Source organism: Streptomyces sp. CB01249 (assembly GCF_001905735.1).
Taxonomy (GTDB): Bacteria; Actinomycetota; Actinomycetes; order Streptomycetales; family Streptomycetaceae; genus Streptomyces.
This window is the reverse complement of record NZ_LISW01000002.1, coordinates 1248757-1269168: the sequence shown is the minus strand read 5'-3', so window position 1 is coordinate 1269168 and position 20412 is coordinate 1248757. Positions and strand designations below refer to the sequence as shown.

General features: G+C 71.3%; 17 protein-coding genes. 8 read left to right on the top strand and 9 right to left on the bottom strand.

Annotated elements, in window-relative coordinates; all coding sequences use genetic code 11:
• Positions 1 to 25: 25 nt before the first annotated feature.
• Positions 26 to 1399, bottom strand: coding sequence for a cation:dicarboxylate symporter family transporter (locus AMK18_RS14280; RefSeq protein WP_073863053.1), 1374 nt, complete (start codon positions 1397 to 1399; stop codon positions 26 to 28).
• A gap of 298 nt (positions 1400 to 1697) precedes the next feature.
• Here AMK18_RS14280 and AMK18_RS14275 point away from each other — a divergent pair, with 298 nt between their 5' ends.
• The 3 genes from AMK18_RS14275 (at position 1698) to AMK18_RS14265 (ending at position 4774) form a co-directional block, all read left to right on the top strand.
• Positions 1698 to 3299, top strand: coding sequence for a sensor histidine kinase (locus tag AMK18_RS14275; RefSeq protein ID WP_073863052.1), 1602 nt, complete (start codon positions 1698 to 1700; stop codon positions 3297 to 3299).
• Positions 3296 to 3970 (top strand): response regulator, encoded by a 675-nt coding sequence (locus AMK18_RS14270; RefSeq protein WP_018102573.1) that lies wholly within the window; start codon positions 3296 to 3298, stop codon positions 3968 to 3970. The genes AMK18_RS14275 and AMK18_RS14270 overlap by 4 nt, the downstream gene beginning before the upstream one ends.
• A gap of 174 nt (positions 3971 to 4144) precedes the next feature.
• Entirely contained in the window at positions 4145 to 4774 is a 630-nt protein-coding gene (locus tag AMK18_RS14265) for a helix-turn-helix domain-containing protein (protein WP_073863051.1), read from the top strand.
• Between the two features lie 26 nt (positions 4775 to 4800).
• Here the strand turns inward: AMK18_RS14265 and AMK18_RS14260 are convergent, their stop codons facing one another.
• Positions 4801 to 5826 (bottom strand): ATP-dependent 6-phosphofructokinase, encoded by a 1026-nt coding sequence (locus AMK18_RS14260; RefSeq protein ID WP_018102575.1) that lies wholly within the window; start codon positions 5824 to 5826, stop codon positions 4801 to 4803.
• Between the two features lie 263 nt (positions 5827 to 6089).
• Between AMK18_RS14260 and pta the strand changes: the two genes are divergently transcribed.
• The 3 genes from pta (at position 6090) to pyk (ending at position 10908) form a co-directional block, all read left to right on the top strand.
• Complete coding sequence (pta, locus tag AMK18_RS14255; protein WP_018102576.1) at positions 6090 to 8162, top strand: phosphate acetyltransferase; 2073 nt, start codon at positions 6090 to 6092, stop codon at positions 8160 to 8162.
• Between the two features lie 5 nt (positions 8163 to 8167).
• On the top strand, positions 8168 to 9409 hold the full coding sequence (locus AMK18_RS14250) for an acetate kinase (RefSeq protein WP_018102577.1): 1242 nt from the start codon (positions 8168 to 8170) through the stop codon (positions 9407 to 9409).
• 74 nt (positions 9410 to 9483) lie between these two features.
• A complete protein-coding gene (gene pyk / locus AMK18_RS14245; RefSeq protein WP_018102578.1) occupies positions 9484 to 10908 on the top strand; it encodes a pyruvate kinase in 1425 nt (474 codons plus the stop codon).
• Positions 10909 to 10977: 69 nt separating this feature from the next.
• On the opposite strand, the gene AMK18_RS14240 is transcribed toward pyk, so the two are convergent.
• Together AMK18_RS14240 and AMK18_RS14235 are read right to left on the bottom strand one after the other, a co-directional pair.
• The gene (locus tag AMK18_RS14240) at positions 10978 to 11742 is read right to left on the bottom strand and encodes a hypothetical protein (protein ID WP_073863050.1); all 765 of its coding nucleotides are present in this window, start codon (positions 11740 to 11742) and stop codon (positions 10978 to 10980) included.
• Positions 11726 to 12682, bottom strand: coding sequence for a hypothetical protein (locus AMK18_RS14235; protein ID WP_073863049.1), 957 nt, complete (start codon positions 12680 to 12682; stop codon positions 11726 to 11728). Before AMK18_RS14235 ends, AMK18_RS14240 begins: the two co-directional genes overlap by 17 nt.
• Before the next feature lie 72 nt (positions 12683 to 12754).
• Here AMK18_RS14235 and AMK18_RS14230 point away from each other — a divergent pair, with 72 nt between their 5' ends.
• Complete coding sequence (locus tag AMK18_RS14230; RefSeq protein ID WP_073863048.1) at positions 12755 to 13390, top strand: hypothetical protein; 636 nt, start codon at positions 12755 to 12757, stop codon at positions 13388 to 13390.
• A gap of 73 nt (positions 13391 to 13463) precedes the next feature.
• Here AMK18_RS14230 and AMK18_RS14225 read toward each other — a convergent pair whose 3' ends face one another.
• From AMK18_RS14225 to AMK18_RS14205, 4 genes are all read right to left on the bottom strand, one after another.
• The gene (locus AMK18_RS14225) at positions 13464 to 14777 is read right to left on the bottom strand and encodes a hypothetical protein (RefSeq protein WP_073863047.1); all 1314 of its coding nucleotides are present in this window, start codon (positions 14775 to 14777) and stop codon (positions 13464 to 13466) included.
• Positions 14767 to 15342: a DUF6114 domain-containing protein gene (locus tag AMK18_RS14220; protein WP_073863046.1), complete on the bottom strand. Its 576-nt coding sequence runs from the start codon at positions 15340 to 15342 to the stop codon at positions 14767 to 14769. The genes AMK18_RS14225 and AMK18_RS14220 overlap by 11 nt, the downstream gene beginning before the upstream one ends.
• A gap of 96 nt (positions 15343 to 15438) precedes the next feature.
• On the bottom strand, positions 15439 to 16041 hold the full coding sequence (locus AMK18_RS14215; protein WP_018102583.1) for a DUF6230 family protein: 603 nt from the start codon (positions 16039 to 16041) through the stop codon (positions 15439 to 15441).
• Positions 16042 to 16719: 678 nt separating this feature from the next.
• A complete protein-coding gene (locus tag AMK18_RS14205) occupies positions 16720 to 17691 on the bottom strand; it encodes a tetratricopeptide repeat protein (protein ID WP_073863045.1) in 972 nt (323 codons plus the stop codon).
• Between the two features lie 318 nt (positions 17692 to 18009).
• On the opposite strand from AMK18_RS14205, the gene AMK18_RS14200 reads away from it, so the two are divergent.
• Positions 18010 to 18669, top strand: a complete 660-nt coding sequence (locus AMK18_RS14200; protein ID WP_026171454.1) for a TetR/AcrR family transcriptional regulator — start codon at positions 18010 to 18012, stop codon at positions 18667 to 18669.
• On the opposite strand, the gene AMK18_RS14195 is transcribed toward AMK18_RS14200, so the two are convergent.
• Positions 18645 to 20345, bottom strand: a complete 1701-nt coding sequence (locus AMK18_RS14195) for an acyl-CoA mutase large subunit family protein (protein ID WP_018102586.1) — start codon at positions 20343 to 20345, stop codon at positions 18645 to 18647. The two genes, AMK18_RS14200 and AMK18_RS14195, sit on opposite strands and share 25 nt — an antisense overlap.
• Between the last annotated feature and the right edge of the window lie 67 nt (positions 20346 to 20412).

Here is a 20412-nt window from a genome sequence, read left to right as displayed (position 1 = left end):
TGACGCCGACGTCAAGGCAAGGGCGTCAGACCTTGGTGAGCGAGGGCCGGTCCTCGCCGCCCTCGCGGGCCTCGGGGACGTACGGCTCGGCCGGGCCCTCGTCGCTGAGCATCTTCTCGTCGAAGGGGATCGCGCCGGAGAGCACCTGGTCGACCCTTTCTCGGTCGATCTCCTTGGTCCAGGTACCGACGAGGACCGTGGCGACCGCGTTGCCCGCAAAGTTGGTCAGGGCGCGGGCCTCGCTCATGAAGCGGTCGATGCCGACGATCAGGCCGACGCCGTCCACCAGCTCGGGGCGGTGCGACTGGAGGCCGCCCGCGAGCGTGGCGAGACCGGCGCCGGTGACGCCCGCGGCGCCCTTGGAGGCGATGACCATGAAGACCAGCAGGGAGATCTGCTCGCCGATGCTCAGCGGGTCGCCGGTCGCGTTGGCGATGAACAGCGAGGCCATCGTCAGGTAGATCGCGGTGCCGTCCAGGTTGAAGGAGTAGCCGGTCGGCACGGTGATGCCGACGACGGGCTTGCTGACGCCCATGTGCTCCATCTTCGCGATCAGCCGGGGCAGCGCCGACTCCGAGGAGGAGGTGGACAGGATCAGCAGGAACTCGCGGCCGAGGTACTTCAGCAGCGCGAAGATGTTGACCCCCGCGACCAGGCGCAGGATCGCGCCGAGCACCACGAAGACGAAGAGCGCGCAGGTGACGTAGAACCCGATCATGATGACCGCGAGGGACTTCAGCGCGTCCACGCCGGTCTCACCGACCACCGCGGCCATCGCGCCGAACGCGCCGACGGGCGCCGCCCACATGATCATGGCGAGGATGCGGAAGACGAGGCGCTGGATGTGCCCGATGCCGCGCAGCACCGGCTCACCGGCCGAGCCCAGGGCCTGGAGTGCGAAGCCCGCGAGCAGGGCGATCAGCAGGGTCTGGAGGACCTCGCCCTCGGTGAAGGCGGAGACCAGGGTGGTCGGGATGATGCCGAGCAGGAAGTCCGTGGTGGACTCGCCGGCCCCCGCCGCCTGCTTCTCACCGGCGGCGCGGACCGCCTCGGTGATGTGAAGGCCGGAGCCGGGCTCCAGGATGTTGCCAACGATCAGGCCGATGGCCAGCGCGACGGTCGACATGACCAGGAAGTAGCCGAGGGCGAGCCCGCCGACGGCGCCGACCTTGGCGGCCTTGCGGACGGAGCCGACGCCCAGGACGATCGTGCAGAAGATGATCGGCGAGATCATCATCTTGATCAGGTTCACGAACCCGGTGCCGATGGGCTTGAGCTCCACGGCGGCGTCGGGGGCGACGAAGCCCACGAGGATGCCGAGGCCCACGGCCACGATCACGGCGAGATACAGATACTTCGTACGGTCCGGCTTGGTGCGTTCCGGCTCGGCGGCGCTCACAGCCACGGGGGTCTCCTCGGGTCGTCGTCGTCCCACCCCCGTGCCGGGGGTCCCGGCGACTATCCCGCCCGCTGTGACGCCGGTCACCGTTGCGTGCATTTCGTTCACAGGTGGGGCCGGCCACCGGGGGGTGGAAGAAGGAGCGGGGCTGGGTGCGTGCAGCTGCAAGGCGGAGGATTGAGCCAACGCGGAGCGTTGGTGATTGACGACAACGCCGCAGATGCGCGTGCCCAGCCCCGCGACGCCGCCCCCCGGTGGCCGGCCCCACCTAGGTTTTCGGCCAGGCACACTTATCCGCATGCGTTTTCCCCGTACCCGACCGCGCAGCCTGGCCGGCCAGCTGTTCGCGTGGCAGGTGGTGCTGGTGGCGGCCGTCGTGGCGGGGTGCGCGTTCTTCGCGTACGTCTCCGGACGCGGCCAGGCCGAGGAGACGGCGGCGCGGCAGGTGCGGGCGGTGGCCCTCTCGGTGGCCGGATCGCCGTCCGTCCGGGAGGCGATCCGCAGCGACGACCCGTCCGCCGCGCTCCAGCCGTACGCGGAGCGGGTACGCAAGGACACCGGGATCGCCTTCATCACGATCATGAGCCCGGACCGGGTCCGCTGGACGCACCCGGACGCCGACCGCATCGGCGAGACCTTCCTCGGGCACACCGCCCGGGCGCTGCGCGGGGAGACCTTCTCGGAGACGTACACCGGCACGCTCGGGCCCTCGATCCGGGTCGTCACCCCGGTCCGCGACGGCGGCCGGATCACGGGGCTGGTCAGCGCGGGCATCACCGTGGACCGGGTCTCCTCGCAGGTGCGGGCGCAGCTGGGCGCCCTCGCGCTGGCGGCCGGCGCGGCCCTGGTGCTCGGCGGGCTCGGCACGTACGTGATCAACGCGCGGCTGCGGCGGCACACGCACGGGATGAACGCGGCGGAGCTGAGCCGGATGCACGACTACCACGAGGCGACCCTGCACGCGGTGCGCGAGGGACTGCTGATGCTGGACGGGCAGCGCCGGATCGCCCTGGTCAACGACGCGGGCCGGGACCTGCTCGGCCTGGCCCCGGGCGCCGTCGGCCGCCGGGTCGCCGACCTCGATCTGCCGGCCCCGCTGACCGGGGCGCTGCTCGCCTCCGAGGAGCGGGTGGACGAGGTGCACCTGACGGCGGACCGGGTCATCGTCGTCAACACCCGTCCGGTGGTCGGCGGCGAACGGCGCGGGACCGTGGTGACCCTGCGCGACCACACCGAGCTCCAGGCGCTCTCCGGGGAGCTGGACTCGGAGCGCGGCTTCACCCGGGCGCTGCGCTCCCAGGCGCACGAGGCGGCGAACCGGCTGCACACCGTGGTCTCGCTGATCGAGCTGGGCCGGGCGGACGAGGCGGTGGGCTTCGCCACGGCCGAACTGGAGCTGGCCCAGGCGCTCACCGACCGGGTGGTGGGCGCGGTCGCCGAACCGGTGCTCGCGGCCCTGCTCCTGGGCAAGGCGGCGCAGGCGAACGAGCGGGGCGTGGAGCTGGTGCTCGCGGAGGACAGCCTGATAGACGACGGCGCCCTGCCCGCGTCGCTCCCCGCCCGCGATCTGGTGACCATCCTCGGCAATCTGATCGACAACGCGGTGGACGCGGTGACCCAGGAGGCGCCCGTGCGCGGCCGGGTCACCGTCACCGCGCTCGCCGACGGGGGCGAACTGCTGCTGCGGGTCGCGGACAACGGGGCCGGGGTCGCCCCGGCGGACACCGCCGAGGTGTTCCGGGCCGGCTGGTCGACGCACGGCGCGGGGCGCGGCCTCGGCCTGGCCCTGGTCCGGCAGGCGGCGCACCGGGGCGGCGGGACGGTGGCGCTGGAGCGGGGTCCGGGCGGGGGCGCGGAGTTCACCGTACGGCTGCCGCTGGGCGCGGGGGTGCGGTCGTGATCCGGGTGCTGGTCGTGGAGGACGACCCGGTGGCGGCGGACGCGCACCAGCTGTACGTGGGCAGGGTGCCGGGCTTCGCCGTGGCCGCCGTGGCGCACTCGCGCGCCGAGGCCGTACGCGCCCTGGAGCGCACCCCGGTCGACCTGCTGCTCCTCGACCTCTATCTGCCCGACGGGCACGGGCTCCAGCTGCTGCGCTCGCTGCGGGCGGCCGGGCACTCGGCGGACGTGATCGCGGTGACCTCGGCCCGCGACCTGGCCGTGGTCCGGGAGGGCGTCTCGCTGGGCGTCGTGCAGTACGTGCTGAAGCCGTTCACCTTCGCCACGCTGCGGGACCGGCTCGTGCGGTACGCGGAGTTCCGGGCGGCGGCCGGTGAGGCGAGCGGGCAGGACGAGGTGGACCGGGCGCTCGCCGCGCTGCGGGCCCCGGAGCCGGCCCGGCTGCCCAAGGGGCTGAGCGGTCCGACCCTGGAGGCGGTGACCGGGGCGCTGCGGGCGGCCCCGGACGGACTGACGGCTGCGGCGGCGGGCCTGGAGCTGGGGATCTCGCGCATCACCGCGCGCCGCTATCTGGAGCACCTGGTGACGGCCGGGCGGGCGGTGCGCAGTCCGCAGTACGGGCAGGTGGGACGGCCCGAGCTGCACTACCGGTGGCGGCCGGAGGGGCGCTGAGCGGGGGCGACCGGTCCCGTGGCGCGGCTTTTGTCCCTAGGACCTTCCTATGAGCCGTGTTCTCGGGCGAACACACCGTAGTCAGCGGGGCCCCGACCTCCTTACGGTGTCCCCGTGCACCCCTCTCCGCCTTTCAACGCCCCCGCCGCCCGAAGACTCCGCGAGGCCCTGGGTATGGCTCCCGGCCATGTCGCCTACGGCCTCGGCGCTCAGTACGGACTACGGATCACCGCCGAGACGGTGGCCGCCTGGGAGCGCGGGCTCGCGCTCCCCACGGAATACGAACTCACCGCACTGGCCGGGGTGCTGTGGTGTGCCCCGGGCGAGCTGCTGACGGCCGCGCGCAGCCTGCGCGAGCACCGGGTCTCCCGGGAGCTGTCGCCGGACGAGTTGGCCGCCCGGGTGGGAATGGCCACCTCCGCGTATCTGCGGATGGAGGAGTCGGGGCGCTGGCGGGGCAACGAGCGGCAGTCCGCCGCCCTGAGCGAGGCGCTGGGCCTGACGCCCGCGGACTTCGTGACGGCGACCGGGCGCGAGGAGGAGCTGGCGGACCTGCTGCGCAGCGCGGTGACGACGCGGTGGCAGGCGTACGCCCGGCCGGTGGCCAAGCTGGCACCGGTGGACCGGCGCCGCGTCCAGGAGGTCCTGGAGCGGCTGCACGGCGACTACCAGGCGCTGATGGTCTCCACGCTGAGCTGGAGCAGCGCGGGCACGGACCGGCCGGGCAACACCGGCGAGGAGGGCCGGGCCTTCCTCGCCGGGATCGTGCCCCGCTTCTGGGAGGCGGCCGGCCCTCCGGCGTAACGGGCCGCCCCTTCCGCGCAACGGACTCAGAAGACGGACTCGGCCTCGTGCATCCGGTCCAGCGGGACCGTCTTGAGCTGGGTGACGGCCTCGGCGAGCGGGACCATCTCGATGTCGTTGCCGCGCAGCGCGGTCATCCGGCCGAAGTCGCCGCGGTGCGCGGCCTCCACCGCGTGCCAGCCGAAGCGGGTGGCGAGGACGCGGTCGTACGCGGTCGGGGTGCCGCCGCGCTGGACGTGGCCGAGGATGACCGGGCGGGCCTCCTTGCCGAGCCGCTTCTCCAGCTCGACGGCCAGCCGGTTGCCGATGCCCTGGAACCGCTCGTGTCCGAACTGGTCGATCTCGCCCTTGGCGTACGGCATCGAGCCCTCGGCCGGGTGCGCGCCCTCGGCGACGCAGATGACGGCGAACTTCTTGCCGCGCGCGAAGCGCTCCTCGACCATCTTGACCAGGTCGTCCACCTCGAACTTGCGCTCGGGGAGACAGATGCCATGGGCGCCGCCGGCCATGCCGGACTCCAGCGCGATCCAGCCCGCGTGGCGGCCCATCACCTCGACCACCATCACGCGCTGGTGGGACTCGGCGGTCGTCTTCAGACGGTCTATGGCCTCCGTCGCGACGCCCACGGCGGTGTCGAAGCCGAACGTGCGGTCGGTGGAGGAGATGTCGTTGTCGATGGTCTTCGGGACGCCGACGACGGGCATTCCGGCGTCCGCGAGCATCCGGGCGGCGGTGAGCGTGCCCTCGCCGCCGATCGGGATCAGCGCGTCCATGCCGTAACGCCGGCTCAGCTCGGCGCAGTTCTCGGCGGCCTCGCGCAGCCGGGCGCGCTCCAGGCGGGCCGAGCCGAGGATGGTGCCGCCGCGGGCGAGGATGCCGCTGACCGCGTTCAGGTCGAGGGGCCTGAAGTGGCCGTCGAGAAGGCCCTTGAAGCCGTCCTCGAAGCCGATGACCTCGTCGCCGTGGCCGACGACGGCCCGGTGGACGACCGAACGGATCACTGCGTTCAGGCCGGGGCAGTCGCCGCCTGCGGTGAGAACTCCGATGCGCATCCTGTTCCGTCTCCTGCTCGCTGGGCCCGTCCACTGGCATCCGGAACGGGGGCTTCTTCCGCCTCCCCCGTACCGTGAGTCACGACGAGTGTCCCACGCCGGGCGCGCGGCTCGCGCTCCCGGCTGCTCCGGGGCGGCCTGCGGGCGCCTTCGCGGGGCAGTCGTCCGGCGGGCGGCCCCTCCGCCCCCACGGGTATCGTCAAACGGGCGATTACCACTCGAACCGGGCACCATACCGGACCAGAGACGACGGGAGAGCACGCGTGACGCGCAGCGTGTACGTGACCGGGATCGACCGGGGAGACGGCCGCCAGGTCGTGGACCTGGGCGTCATGGAGCTGCTGACCCGCCAGGTGGACCGGGTCGGGGTGTTCCGCCCCCTGGTGCACGACGACCCCGACCGGCTCTTCGAGCTGCTGCGGGCCCGCTACCGGCTCTCCCAGGACCCGGGCACGGTCTACGGGATGGACTACCACGAGGCCTCCGCGATCCAGGCCGAGCAGGGCACCGACGAACTCGTCTCCCGGCTGGTCGAGCGCTTCCACCGGGTGGCCGTCGACTACGAGGTGGTCCTCGTTCTCGGCACCGACTTCGCCGCCACCCAGCTCCCCGACGAGCTGGCGCTCAACGCCCGCCTGGCCAACGAGTTCGGCGCCTCGGTGATCGCGGTGGTCGGCGGCCAGGCCCAGAACGCGGAGTCGGTGCGCGCCGAGACCCGCAACGCGTACCGGGCCTACTCGGGCCTGGGCTGCGACGTGCTCGCGATGATCGTGAACCGGGTGGCCCCCGCCGACCGGGACGTCGTCGCGGAACGCCTCACCGCGACCCTGCCGGTCCCCTGCTCGGTGCTGCCGGACGAGCCGGCCCTCTCGGCGCCGACGGTCGCCCAGATCGCCGCGGCCCTGGACGGCACGGTGCTCCTCGGCGACGACTCCGGGCTCGCCCGGGACGCGCTGGACTTCGTCTTCGGCGGGGCGATGCTGCCGAATCTGCTGAAGGCGCTGACCCCGGGGTGCATGGTGGTGACGCCCGGGGACCGCGCGGACCTGGTGGTCGGCTCGCTCGCCGCGCACAGCGCCGGGACGCCGCCGATCGCCGGGGTGCTGCTGACCCTGGACGAGCGGCCCGGCGAGGAGATACTCACGCTGGCCGCGCGGCTCGCACCGGGCACCCCGGTCGTCTCGGTGGCCGGCGGCTCCTTCCCCACCGCCGCGGAGCTCTTCACCCTGGAGGGGAAGCTCAACGCGGCGACCCCGCGCAAGGCGGAGACCGCGCTCGGCCTGTTCGAGCGCCACGTCGACACCGCCGCCCTCCTCGACCGGATCTCGGTCGCCCGCAGCGGCCGGGTCACACCGATGATGTTCGAGCACGAGCTGCTGGAGCAGGCGCGCGCGGACCGGCGCCGGGTGGTGCTCCCGGAGGGCACCGAGGAACGCGTGCTGCGCGCCGCCGACGTGCTGATGCGCCGGGACGTCTGCGACCTCACGCTGCTCGGCGACGTCGACGTCATCCGCAAGAAGGCCGCGGACCTCGGCATCGACCTGGCCGAGACCCAGCTCATCGACCCGCAGACCTCGGAGCTGCGCCAGTCGTTCGCCGAGCGGTACGCACAGCTGCGGGCGCACCGCGGAGTGACGGTCGAGCTGGCGTACGACGTGGTCTCGGACGTCAACTACTTCGGCACCCTGATGGTCCAGGAGGGCCTGGCCGACGGGATGGTCTCCGGGGCGGTGCACTCCACGGCGGCGACGATCCGGCCCGCCTTCGAGATCATCAAGACCAAGCCGGACGCCTCGATCGTCTCCTCGGTCTTCTTCATGTGCCTCGCGGACAAGGTGCTGGTGTACGGCGACTGCGCGGTCAACCCGGACCCGGACGCCGAACAGCTCGCGGACATCGCCGTGCAGTCCGCCGCCACGGCCGCCCGCTTCGGCGTCGAGCCCCGGATCGCGATGCTGTCGTACTCGACGGGCACCTCGGGCACCGGCGCCGACGTGGACAAGGTGCGCGAGGCGACGGACCGGGTGCGCGGGAGCCGCCCGGACCTGAGGATCGAGGGCCCCATCCAGTACGACGCGGCGGTCGAGCCGAGCGTGGCCGCGACCAAGCTGCCGGGCTCCGAGGTGGCCGGGCAGGCGACGGTCCTGATCTTCCCGGACCTGAACACCGGCAACAACACGTACAAGGCCGTGCAGCGCTCGGCGGGCGCGGTGGCGGTCGGCCCGGTCCTCCAGGGACTGCGCAAGCCGGTCAACGACCTGTCCCGGGGCGCGCTCGTGCAGGACATCGTGAATACCGTGGCCATCACCGCGATCCAGGCCCAGGGCGAGGAGTGACCCGCATGACCACCCCGAACACCGAAGACGCGGCGGCGGCCCGGAAGCCGAGCCGGGTGCTCGTGCTCAACTCCGGCTCGTCCTCCGTGAAGTACCAGCTCCTCGACATGGACGACCGCTCCCGGCTGGCGTCCGGCCTGGTCGAGCGGATCGGCGAGGAGACCTCCCGGCTCGTCCACACCCCGCTGGCCGGGGGCGGCGAACCCCGGGAGCGCGAGGGCCGGATCGCCGACCACGACGAGGCGCTGAAGGCGGCGGCCGAGGAGCTGGCCGCCGACGGGCTCGGCCTGGACTCCCCCGAGCTGGCGGCGATCGGGCACCGGGTGGTGCACGGCGGGCTGCGGTTCACCGAGCCGACCGTGATCACCGACGAGGTCCTCAAGGAGATCGAGCGCCTGGTCCCCGTGGCGCCGCTGCACAACCCGGCCAACATCACGGGCATCCGCACCGCCCAGGCGCTGCGCCCGGACCTGCCGCAGGTGGCGGTGTTCGACACGGCCTTCCACACGACGATGCCGGAGTACGCGGCGCGGTACGCGATCGACGTGGAGACGGCCGACGCCCACCGCATCCGCCGCTACGGCTTCCACGGCACCTCGCACGCGTACGTCTCCCGCAGGGCGGCCGAGCTGCTGGGCAAGGAGCCGGCGGACGTCAACGTCATCGTGCTGCACCTGGGCAACGGGGCGTCCGCGTCGGCGGTCGCGGGCGGGCGGTGCGTGGAGACGTCGATGGGCCTGACCCCCTTGGAGGGGCTGGTGATGGGTACCCGGTCCGGGGACATCGATCCGGCCGTCACCTTCCATCTGAAGCGGGTGGCGGGGATGTCGGCGGACGAGATCGACGTCCTGCTCAACAAGAAGAGCGGCCTGGTGGGGCTGTGCGGTGACAACGACATGCGGGAGATCCGGCGCCGGGTGGACGAGGGCGACGAGCGGGCCGCGCTCGCCTTCGACATCTACGTCCACCGGCTGAAGAAGTACATCGGCGCCTATGCGGCGGTCCTCGGCCGGGTGGACGCCGTGGTCTTCACGGCGGGGGTGGGCGAGAACTCGGCCCCGGTGCGGGAGGCTGCCATCGCCGGTCTGGAGGAGCTGGGCCTCGCGGTGGACGCGGATCTCAACGCCGTACGGTCCGGCGTACCGCGGCTGATCTCGCCGGATTACGCACGGGTCGCGGTCGCCGTGGTGCCGACGGACGAAGAGCTGGAGATCGCCAACCAGACCTTCGCACTGGTCGACAACTGAGCGGACCCCCGCCCTTTTGTATCTTCCACCAGCCGGAATATTCCGCAGCGAAACAAACCGATAGGATCCGCCTCATGCGCCGTTCCAAAATCGTCTGCACCCTCGGCCCCGCCGTCGACTCCCACGAGCAGCTCGTCGCTCTGATCGAGGCCGGCATGAGCGTGGCCCGTTTCAACTTCAGTCACGGCTCCCACGCGGAACACCAGGGTCGTTACGACCGGGTCCGCAAGGCCGCCGCCGAGACCGGGCGGGCGGTCGGCGTGCTCGCCGACCTCCAGGGCCCGAAGATCCGCCTGGCGAAGTTCGCCGAGGGTCCGGTCGAGCTGGTCCGCGGGGACGAGTTCGTCATCACCGCCGAGGACGTCCCCGGGGACAAGTCGATCTGCGGCACGACCTACAAGGGCCTGCCCGGTGACGTCGCCAAGGGCGACCCGATCCTGATCAACGACGGCAACGTCGAGCTCAAGGTCGTCTCCGTGGACGGCCCCCGGGTCCACACCATCGTCATCGAGGGCGGGGTGATCTCCGACCACAAGGGGATCAACCTGCCGGGTGCCGCGGTCAACGTCCCGGCCCTGTCCGAGAAGGACGTCGAGGACCTGCGCTTCGCCCTGCGGATGGGCTGCGACCTGGTCGCGCTCTCCTTCGTCCGCGACGCCAACGACATCAAGGACGTCCACAAGGTGATGGACGAGGAGGGCCGCCGGGTCCCCGTCATCGCCAAGGTGGAGAAGCCGCAGGCCGTCGAGCACATGGAGGGCATCGTCATGGCCTTCGACGGTGTGATGGTCGCCCGTGGCGACCTCGCCGTCGAATATCCGCTGGAGAAGGTCCCGATGGTGCAGAAGCGCCTGGTGGAGCTGTGTCGGCGCAACGCCAAGCCGGTGGTCGTGGCGACCCAGATGATGGAGTCGATGATCACCAACTCCCGCCCGACCCGCGCCGAGGCGTCCGACGTCGCCAACGCGATCCTGGACGGCGCGGACGCGGTCATGCTCTCCGCGGAGTCCTCGGTCGGCGCGTACCCGATCGAGACCGTCAAGACCATGTCGAAGATCGTGGTCGCCGCCGAGGAGGAGCTGCTCTCCAAGGGCCTCCAGCCGCTGGTGCCGGGCAAGAAGCCCCGTACGCAAGGCGGTTCGGTGGCCCGCGCGGCCTGCGAGATCGCGGACTTCCTGGGCGGCGAGGCCCTGGTCGCCTTCACCAAGTCCGGTGACACCGCCCGCCGGCTGTCCCGCTATCGCGCCGCGCAGCCGATCCTGGCCTTCACCACGGACGAGTCCACCCGCAACCAGCTGGCGCTCAGCTGGGGCGTCGAGGCCCATGTCGTCCCGCACGTGGACACCACGGACGCGATGGTCGACCTGGTCGACTCGGAGCTGCTGAAGCTCGGCCGCTACAACGAGGGCGACACGATGGTCATCACGGCCGGCTCGCCCCCCGGTGTCCCCGGCACCACCAACATGGTCCGCGTCCACCACGTGGGCGGCCAGGACTGACCCGCTCCGCGCGGGCGGTGCCCCCGGTTCCGGAACGCTCCGGAACCGGGGGCGCCGCCGTTTCCGGGCTCAGACCGGCGGCAGCAGATCGCTCGCGCTGACGGTGCGGTCCAGTGCGGGGTACGCGAAGTCCGTCTCCTCGTTCTCGCGGCGCCGCAGCCCGTAGAACTCCCGGCCCCGCGCCTCGTCCGCGAGCGTGAGCGGTACGCCCTGCGGGAGGTACGGGACGCCGTCGCGGAAGCGGAGGAGGGTCTTCGACGTCCGGAACGTGAGGCCCAGCCACTCGTTGTCCCCGGCCCCGCCCGCCGGGTCCGCAAGGATCCGGTGCCGCAGGCGGCGGTTCGCCGCCACGGAGAAGGCGACCACGCCGTTGTGGACGAGCGGGATCTCCAGCGTCCCGGCGTCCGGCCGCTCCTTGGACTCGAAGACCAGCTTCCGGCGCGGGTACGCGTCCGGGTCCCGGTAGCAGGAGAAGACCGCGATGAAGGTGTCCTCGGCCAGGTCGAGCGCCTGGTCGCAGTGGCGGCCCATCGTCGTGTACGCGCTCGCGTAGCGCTCGGCCAGCGCGTTGTCGAAGGCGGCCGGGAGCCCCGCCCGTTCCCGCACCTCTGCGGCCAGCCGCGCGTGTACGTCCCGGAAGCGCAGCGCGGGACGCGCGTACCGCGTGGTCGTCCGTACGAGCGGCACGCCGCCGTCCGTGTCCGGCCTGGTGAGTACGGCGCCCTTCCGGCCCTTCCCCACGTCCTCCATGGGCGTCGCCGCGCACAGCTCCGCGAAGCGGTCCGCCTCCCCCGGCAGCGCGCACCGGACGATGTCCTCAGATCCGGGGAGCACGGTAGTCCCCCGCGTTCATGCTGAAGCGGAACCGGTCGCCGTACTCGATGAACGACGTGGAGCGGTTCTCCTCGGCGTACAGCCCGCGCAGCTCCGCCATGCCCTCCTCGGTGGGCTGCTCCAGCTCCACCGGTCCCGCGGCGCCCTTGAGGTACGTACGGCCGTCCCGGTGCACGGCCTCGGTGCTGGAGCAGCGCACCACGTATCCCAGGCGGGTCGGCAGGTACTCGGCGTTCAGCGTGGAGGGCCGGACCTCGTGCGTGTACAGGCGGTTGGTGGACAGCGGCATGAGGAAGACGGAGCCGGGGTGCAGCGTCAGCGTGAACTGCGCGGGCCGGTCCTCGCGTTCGGCGGCCGGGTCCTTGAGCCGGAAGCGGAGCCGGGTGAGCGCGCTGGCCCGCCCCACGCCGTAGTCGTAGGGGTCGTCGGCCATGGGGCTCAGCCCGTCGAGCCGGTCGTAGAAGGTGCAGAAGGCCATGATGCCGTTGCGGGGCATGTCCTTGGTCTTGTCGGCGTGCGACGAGATCCGGGCCTTGGTCTGCTTGCGCTCCGCGGTGGCACGGGTGTTGTGGTACGTCTGCGCCAGCACGTGGTTCAGCGGCGCGTGCCCCCGGAAGAGGCCGGCCGCCTCCCGGTTCAGCGCGTCCACGATCTCCGTATCGGTCGCCCGGAAGTTCTCGGTCGGCCCGGAGAGGTTCGTGGAGCACCGGAGCAGCCGGAAGTGCAGCGCGTCCCCCTCGCGGGTCACGGGCGTGAGGTAGACCCCGGTCCGGTGGGCCGTCCCGGCCTTGGTGGACTCGGTCAGCGACTGGAACGCGTGCTCGGCACGGATGCGCCCGAAGTGGTCGTCCCCCGGCTCGAAGAACCGCGGGTAATAAACCCCGCCCCCGAGCCCGCCCGGCGCCTCGCTCCGCGCTTCACCCGGCTGTGTCGCGTACAACGAAATCACGTCTCCCCCGTTGCGGCATCGCCCATACCCTCGTGCAGGCACATTCCACGCTAGGAGCATCGGGTGCATCGGTCCACTGAGTTCACTTTCGGCCTCCCCTGGGTCGCGAGCTTCTTCCATCAGGACTGGAAGCTGGACGCGTCCTCCGAAGCCCATGCCGTCGCCGGTCAGTTCGTGGAGGAACTGGACCCGGAATCGGTGCTGTTGGTACGCCGTGACGCGCGCATGCTCCACGAGCGGCTTTCCGCCGAGCGGATCACCACCCTGTGGAGTGGATGTGTGGAGAACGGCGAGCGCTTCTTCCTCAACAGTCGGCTCACCGACGGTGCCGAATGGGTGCGGCAGGTGATCGAGGTGTGCGACGCATGGCTCCTTCGCCATCCGCATGCGGTGACGCTCTCCGAGGCGGACCGGTACGAGGGCCGGGAATTGGACGGTCGGGTCGGGAACATGATCAAGGAATTCGCGGACTGGTTCGACCGGGATATGGTCCAGGCGCTCACCGAGTGCGTCGACCGCTGCACCCCAGATCTCGCCTTCAGGCTGTTCCTGCAGGCATTGCCCGAAGCAAGCATGGCGTTTTCTCCGGATTACCTGGAGCTGTCGCGGGAGCAGTACGCACGGCTGGCTTCCCTGGGACGGGAGTTCCGGTACGGCGAGTATGTCGTGAGCGATGTCGAGCATCTCGCAGGCGGCTAGCCTCAGCGAGAAAACGGCTGTGGGCCGCACCCTCGGAGTGCGGCCCACAGCCTTTGTGCGACTCCCGGACGCGTCAGGCGCCGTCCTTGGTGAAGTAGTTGTGCAGTCCCGGGACGGTCAGGGTGCCGCCGAACTGGCCGGCCTGGGTGACCTTGACCTTGGTGAAGAAGGCGAACGGGACGTTCAGCGGGGGCGGGGTCTCCGGGCTGAAGGTGATCGGGATGAGGCCGAAGAGGTTGCCCTTCAGCTCCTCCGTGTACATCGTCACCGTGCCGTTGCGGATGGTGGAGGTGGAGCCCTTCCGCGCCTGCACGTGGCCGGTGGTGCCCGGCATCGGGCCGGTCGTCAGCTGGTGCAGGTCCTTGATGTCGATCGAGGACGCGGTGAACTTCAGCACCTTCTTGGTGGCGCCGTCGCCCGTGCGCACCTCCACGATGCCCTTGTAGTCGAGCCCGTTCAGGGTGAGCAGCGAGCTCTCCAGGATCCACGGGTCGGTGGGCAGGTTCGGGATGCCCGGCTCCGCCTTCGCGTTGGCCAGGGCCTCCGGGTCCGCGCTGGGACACGGGAACGGCTGCTTGGCGCCGTCCGGGATGTCCTCGTCCTTCTTGGCGTCGGTGCCCTTGACGTCCTCGTCCAGGTCCTCGACCGTGCGGCCCGCCTTGCCGGCCGCGTCGCGGATGGCCTTGGTGGTCTTGTCGGCGGTGTCGGCGGTGTCCTTCACCGCGTCCTTCGCCGCGTCGGTGGCCTTGTCCGTGGGCTCGTCCTTGGAGTCCTCGGTGTCCGCGGTGGCGGACGGCTTCGGAGACGCCGTGGTGGGGCTCGGGGACGGGCTCGCCGTCTCCTTGTCCTTGTTGCCGTCGAAGAGGTCCTTGAGCGCGTCGCCGAGGCCCAGCGGGTCGAGCGGGTTCCTCGTCTTCGTGGGCGACGGCGTGGCGGCCGGGGTCTCGGCCGGGGCGGCGTCGGTGCTCTTCTTCGCGGCGTCGGTGCTCTTCGCGGTGTCGTCCGCCGAGCCCGTGGCCGTGGGCTTCGGGGTCGCCTTGTCGGTCGTCTCCGGCGTCGGCTTCGCGCTCTCGCTCGTGGACGGCGACGGCGTCTTCGACGCGGAGGGCGTCGGGTACGCCGACTCGCTCGGCTCGTCGGAGCGCGTGACACAGGGGCCGGGTGCGAAGGGGATGTCCGCCGTGTCGTCGGCCATCGCCAGGCGGGGCGTGAGGCCCATCCCGACGAAGACCGCCGTCGGCATCGCGGCGAGCGCGAACGCCTTCTTGCCGACGGGCATGTGGAGCTTCGTCAGCAGCGACTTCCTGGGGGCGGCGTGGCGGGGACCTCTGCGTTCGCGGGTCCCGTTCTCGTCCGCGCCGTTCATCTGCTCGTCGTCACCCCGCACGGTGCCTCCCGCCCTCGGCCTCGACCGTGGTGTCGTACGGGGCCTGCGGCTGCTCGGGAACACCGGCGCCGTGGAGCGCGCCCTCGGGGAACGGCTCGTCCTTCGCGAACGAGACGGTCTCCGGGGCCTCCTCGGCGGAAGCGGGCTCCGCCTCGGCCTCCGGCTGCGGTTCGCCCGGGGCCCAGGACACGGAGAGCGCGCCGCCGAGCAGGGCGAAGATGAAGCCGATCAGGAAGCCGCCGATGTTGGCGACGGGTATGGAGATGAGGGCCAGCAGAATCGCCGCGACACCGGCGAACACGCGGACGATGCTGTGGAACCACATCGTCAGGCCCAGCGTGACGAGCAGGACCCCGATGATCAGCGAACCGGCGCCGGCCGTGGTGGACATCGCCAGCGTCACGTTGCCGAGGTGCATGTTCGCGTACGGGAAGTACATGATGGGCACGCCGCCCAGCATGGTGAACAGTCCGGCCCAGAACGGCCGGTCACCCCGCCAGGTGCGGAAGCCTCGCCGGGAGAGGGTGAGGTAGTGCTCGTTCTGCCCTTGGGATTCGGGGCTCATGGAAAACAGCTCCCTGGGAACCGGTACTGCTGTGAGAAAGAGAAGGGTGGGCGGCCGGGGACCCGTTGTGCGCCCCCGGCCGCCCGGGCCAGTGCCCTAGTAGCACTCGTTGACGCCCTTGGACAGCCCAAGGTGCAGACCCGGCAGCTTGAACGTTCCTGCCGTGGTGGCCCACGCCCGCTGCTTGACGTTCGTCAGCTTGGCGGTCTCAGCGCGCTGCGCGAACCCGTTCGGGTTGACGTACTTGCCACCGTTGGGCTGGACGCCCGGGTTCTTCAGATCGCCCGTGCGCACACCGATGTCGATGTTGCCGAACTCGGCGTCACCCTGGAGATCCGAGACGTCGAGGTACAGGCCGGTGGCGTCGACCTTCTTGTCGGTGTCCTTCGGGTCACCGGCGGTCAGCCGCAGCGTCACGCTGCCCAGCCCGAACGGCAGGTTGGGGGTGACGACCGACTGGCACATCTTGGTGATGGTGGCGTGACTGAACCCCGAGACGGCAACGGCGTGCGCCTTGCCCTCCTTCGCGGGGTCGGCGCCGTCCTCGGTCGCGATGCTGCCGTACTGGACGAAGTTCTCGCCGTTCAGTTCGGCGGCCGTGACCTTGAACTCCTGGCCCGACACGCTGAAGGACGCGGCGAGCGCGCCCTGGGCCAGACCGACGCCGACGGCGGCGGTGGCTATGACGCTCGGCACCATGACGACAGCGAAACGCTTCCATCTCGTGCCACCGCGAACCTGGGAACTCATACTTTTCCTCCTTCTCGGACGTACATCTCCGGTCAGGCATCCTGCCCGACCCGGGATGGGAGAAGTGCTACGTCCTCGGAAAGGAGAGCGCCCGCGAACGGAGGCTGTACCGCGTCCGCTTCACCGGCGATCACCCCCGAGCGACAACCACTGGTCACGCACGTACGCGACCTGATCGGACAGGCCCTGCCGGCCGGCAGGAACCCCCCTGTCCGGAGCCGGCGCCACTGCCGCCGACCCGCCCGGCGGGGACCCAACGGAGCCGCCGCTCCCGACTGGCAGCCGGACTGGCGTTATTGGACCGAGCGTGGCCGATCGTGGTCCATTCCCGGCCGTGACACAAGGGGGTTCGTTACTCGCTGGTAACGCCCTCATAACCGGGCCACGACCTGCTGGCACCGAGCGGCCACGCAGGGTGGCCCCGGACCAACGGACGAAAAGGAGGAAGCGCGAGCGAAACGGGGCAGATCGCAAAGATCGATTTACTGCGAGTAACAGGCCGTGCTTTTATCAAGATTTGGTAAAGCAGGGCCCACTCTTATCGCCTGATCGCGAAAACGGCCGCGGCGCCCGGAGGCGGCCGCGGCCGTGTTGTCAGTTCAGAACAATCGGATCGGACAGACCGGATCAGAACAGGACGCGCGCGAGTGCGGTACGCGCGGCACCGACCCTCGGGTCCTCCGGGCCGATCACCTCGAAGAGGTCGAGCAGCCGCAGCCGGACCCGGTCGCGGTCCTCGCCGAACGTCCGGCGCACGGTCTCGACCAACCGGCCGAAGGCGTCCTCGACATGGCCGCCGACGAGGTCGAGGTCGGCCGCCGCCAGCTGCGCGTCCGCGTCGCCCGGCTTCTCCGCCGCCTCCGCGCGCACCTTCTGCGGGTCCGTCGCCCGGACCCGGGCCAGCAGCTCGGCCTGGGCGAGGCCCAGCTTCGCCTCGGTGTTGGCCGGGTCGTCGGACAGCACGTTCTTGTACGCCTGGACGGCGCCCGCGAAGTCGTTGGCGTCCAGCGCCTGCGCCGCCGCCTCCAGGAGGGAGTCGTAGGGGCCCGGCGGAACCGGTGCCGCCGCCTGGGCCGGCTCGCCCGCCGCCGGGTCGACCGCGATGCCGGTCAGGCCGAAGCGCTCCTCGCCGACCTGGATCAGCTGGTCCAGGGTCTGCCGGATCTGGGCCTCGGGGGCCGCGCCCTGGAAGAGGGGCAGCGCCTGTCCGGCGACGACCGCGAAGACCGCCGGGATGCCCTGGATGCCGAACTGCTGCATCAGCATCTGGTTGGCGTCGACGTCGACCTTGGCCAGCAGGAAGCGGCCGTTGTACTCGCGAGCCAGGCGCTCCAGGAGCGGGCCCAGCTGCTTGCACGGCTCGCACCACTCGGCCCAGAAGTCGATGACGACGGGCACTTCGGCGGAGCGCTGGAGGACGTCGTTCTCGAAGCCCGCCTCGTTGACGTCGATCACGAGGGAGGACGCGGGGACGGCCGCGGGGCCGCCCTGGCGTGCGGACTCGGCGCGCGCCTGCTCCGCCTTCGCCTTGGCCTCTCCGGCCGCCTTCACCGCGGCGAGGTCGACGACGCCGCTCATGGACATGTTTCTGGGCTGCATGCTTACATCCTCCCCCTTCGGTGCGCGGTTCCGGAAAGCGATACGTGAACCGCGCCCGTCCGCGACCCCCGCCGGTGTGCGGGGTGGGCGGACAGACACGGTTGTGGGGCCCCTGAAAGACCCGGTTCGGCGCCCGGTCCCCACCCGGCGCCTGTGGCTGTCGTTCGTTCGTGGCGTCCACGACGGTCCGGACCGTCGCCTTACGCTACGACCCGTAGCGTAACTGGCCACGCCCCCTCACGCACAAGAGTGTTCGGTGATCTGTCTCACGGCTTCGGGGGCCGGTCGGATTTACCTACTGACGGGTATGGTCGCCGCATGCTCAGCCGCAGCCACCCCAAACCCGCACGATCGGGACGTCCTCGCAGCACCGAGGCCGACGAGGCGATTCTGGAGGCGACCAGAGCCTCGCTCGTGGACCTCGGCTGGTCGAAGCTGACCATGGGTGACGTGGCGACGCGGGCCGGGGTCGCCAAGACGACCCTCTACCGGCGCTGGGCGGGCAAGAACGAACTGGTCGTGGACGCGGTGGCCGTCCTCTTCGACGAGTTGGAGATGCCGGACCTGGGCAGCCTGGCCGCCGATGTGGAGGCGGTCGTGCTGCAGTTCGCCGCACTGCTCGACCGGCCGGAGACCCGGACCGCGCTGATGGCGGTGGTCGCGGAGTCGACGCGGGACGAGGCGCTGCGGGCCCGCATCCGCGACTCGATCGTCAACCGGCAGAAGCGGCTCGTGCTCCAGGGGCGGCGGCGGGCGCAGGAGCGCGGCGAACTGCCCGTCGAGCCGGACGAGGCCACGGCCGACCTGACGGCGGACCTGATCTTCGATGTGATCGCCGGTGCGGTGGTGCACCGGACACTGGTGAGCGCCGAGCCCGTCGATGCCGACTGGGCCCGGCGCTTCACGCTGCTGCTGCTGGCGGGGCTTGGCGCGGCCGCCGGACAGCCGGTACGTCAGAAGCCCGCCGGCTCCGTGTAGACGCCCCACTCGTCGCGCAGGACGCCGCAGATCTCGCCGAGGGTCGCCTCCGCGCGGACCGCGTCGAGCATCGGCGCGATCATGTTGGAGCCGTCGCGGGCGGCGGCCAGCATCGCGTCGAGGGCGGTCTTGACCCGGGCGTCGTCGCGGGCCTCCTTGCGGCCGGCGAGGACGCGGACCTGCTCGCGCTCGACCTCGTGGCTGACGCGCAGGATCTCCAGGTCGCCGGTGACGGAGCCGTGCGCCACGTTGACGCCGACGACCCTCTTGTCGCCCTTCTCCAGGGACTGCTGGTAGCGGAACGCGGACTCGGCGATCTCGCCGGTGAACCAGCCGTCCTCGATGCCGCGCAGGATGCCGGAGGTGATCGGGCCGACCGGGTGCTGCCCGTCCGGGTGGGCGCGGGTGCCGCGCTCCTTGATCTGCTCGAAGATCTTCTCGGCGTCGGCCTCGATGCGGTCGGTGAGCTGCTCCACGTACCAGGAACCGCCCAGCGGGTCGGCCACGTTGGCGACGCCGGTCTCCTCCATCAGCACCTGCTGGGTGCGCAGCGCGATCTCGGCGGCCTGCTCGGAGGGGAGCGCCAGGGTCTCGTCCAGGGCGTTGGTGTGCAGCGAGTTGGTGCCGCCGAGGACGGCGGACAGGGCCTCCACGGCGGTGCGTACGACGTTGTTGTACGGCTGCTGCGCGGTGAGGGAGACCCCGGCGGTCTGGGTGTGGAAGCGGAGCCACTGGGCCTTGTCGGTCTTCGCGCCGTACGTCTCCTTCATCCAGCGGGCCCAGATGCGGCGGGCGGCGCGGAACTTGGCGATCTCCTCGAAGAAGTCGAGGTGCGCGTCGAAGAAGAAGGACAGGCCGGGCGCGAAGGTGTCGACGTCGAGGCCGCGGGAGAGGCCGAGCTCCACGTAACCGAAGCCGTCGGCGAGGGTGTACGCCAGCTCCTGCGCGGCCGTCGCCCCGGCCTCGCGGATGTGGTAGCCGGAGACGGAGAGCGGCTTGTACGCGGGGATGGAGGCGGCGCAGTGCTCCATCAGGTCCCCGATGAGGCGCAGATGGGGCTCGGGCTGGAAGAGCCACTCCTTCTGCGCGATGTACTCCTTGAAGATGTCGGTCTGGAGCGTGCCGTTGAGGACCGCCGGGTCGACGCCCTGGCGTTCGGCGGCGACCAGGTACATGCAGAAGACCGGGACGGCCGGGCCGCTGATCGTCATCGACGTCGTGACGTCGCCGAGCGGGATGTCCCGGAACAGGACCTCCATGTCGGCGGCGGAGTCGATGGCGACGCCGCAGTGGCCGACCTCGCCGAGCGCGCGGGGGTCGTCGGAGTCGCGGCCCATCAGCGTCGGCATGTCGAAGGCCACGCTGAGCCCGCCGCCGCCGGCGGCCAGGATCATCTTGTAGCGCTCGTTGGTCTGCTCGGCGTTGCCGAAGCCGGCGAACTGGCGGATGGTCCAGGTGCGGCCCCGGTAGCCGGTCGGGTGGAGCCCCCGGGTGAAGGGGTACTCACCGGGCCAGCCGATCCGCTCGAAGCCCTCGTACGCGTCCCCGGGGCGGGGGCCGTAGACCGGCTCGACCGGGTCGCCCGAGAGCGTGGTGAAGTCCGCGTCACGTTTGCGGGCCTTGTCGTAACGGGCCTGCCAGCGGCGGCGGCCTTCCTCGATCGCGTCAGCGTCCATGCCCTCCAATTTACTAGGACGTCCTAGTAAATGTCGATGACAAACCGCCCGGCGCTTCGCGCGGGGC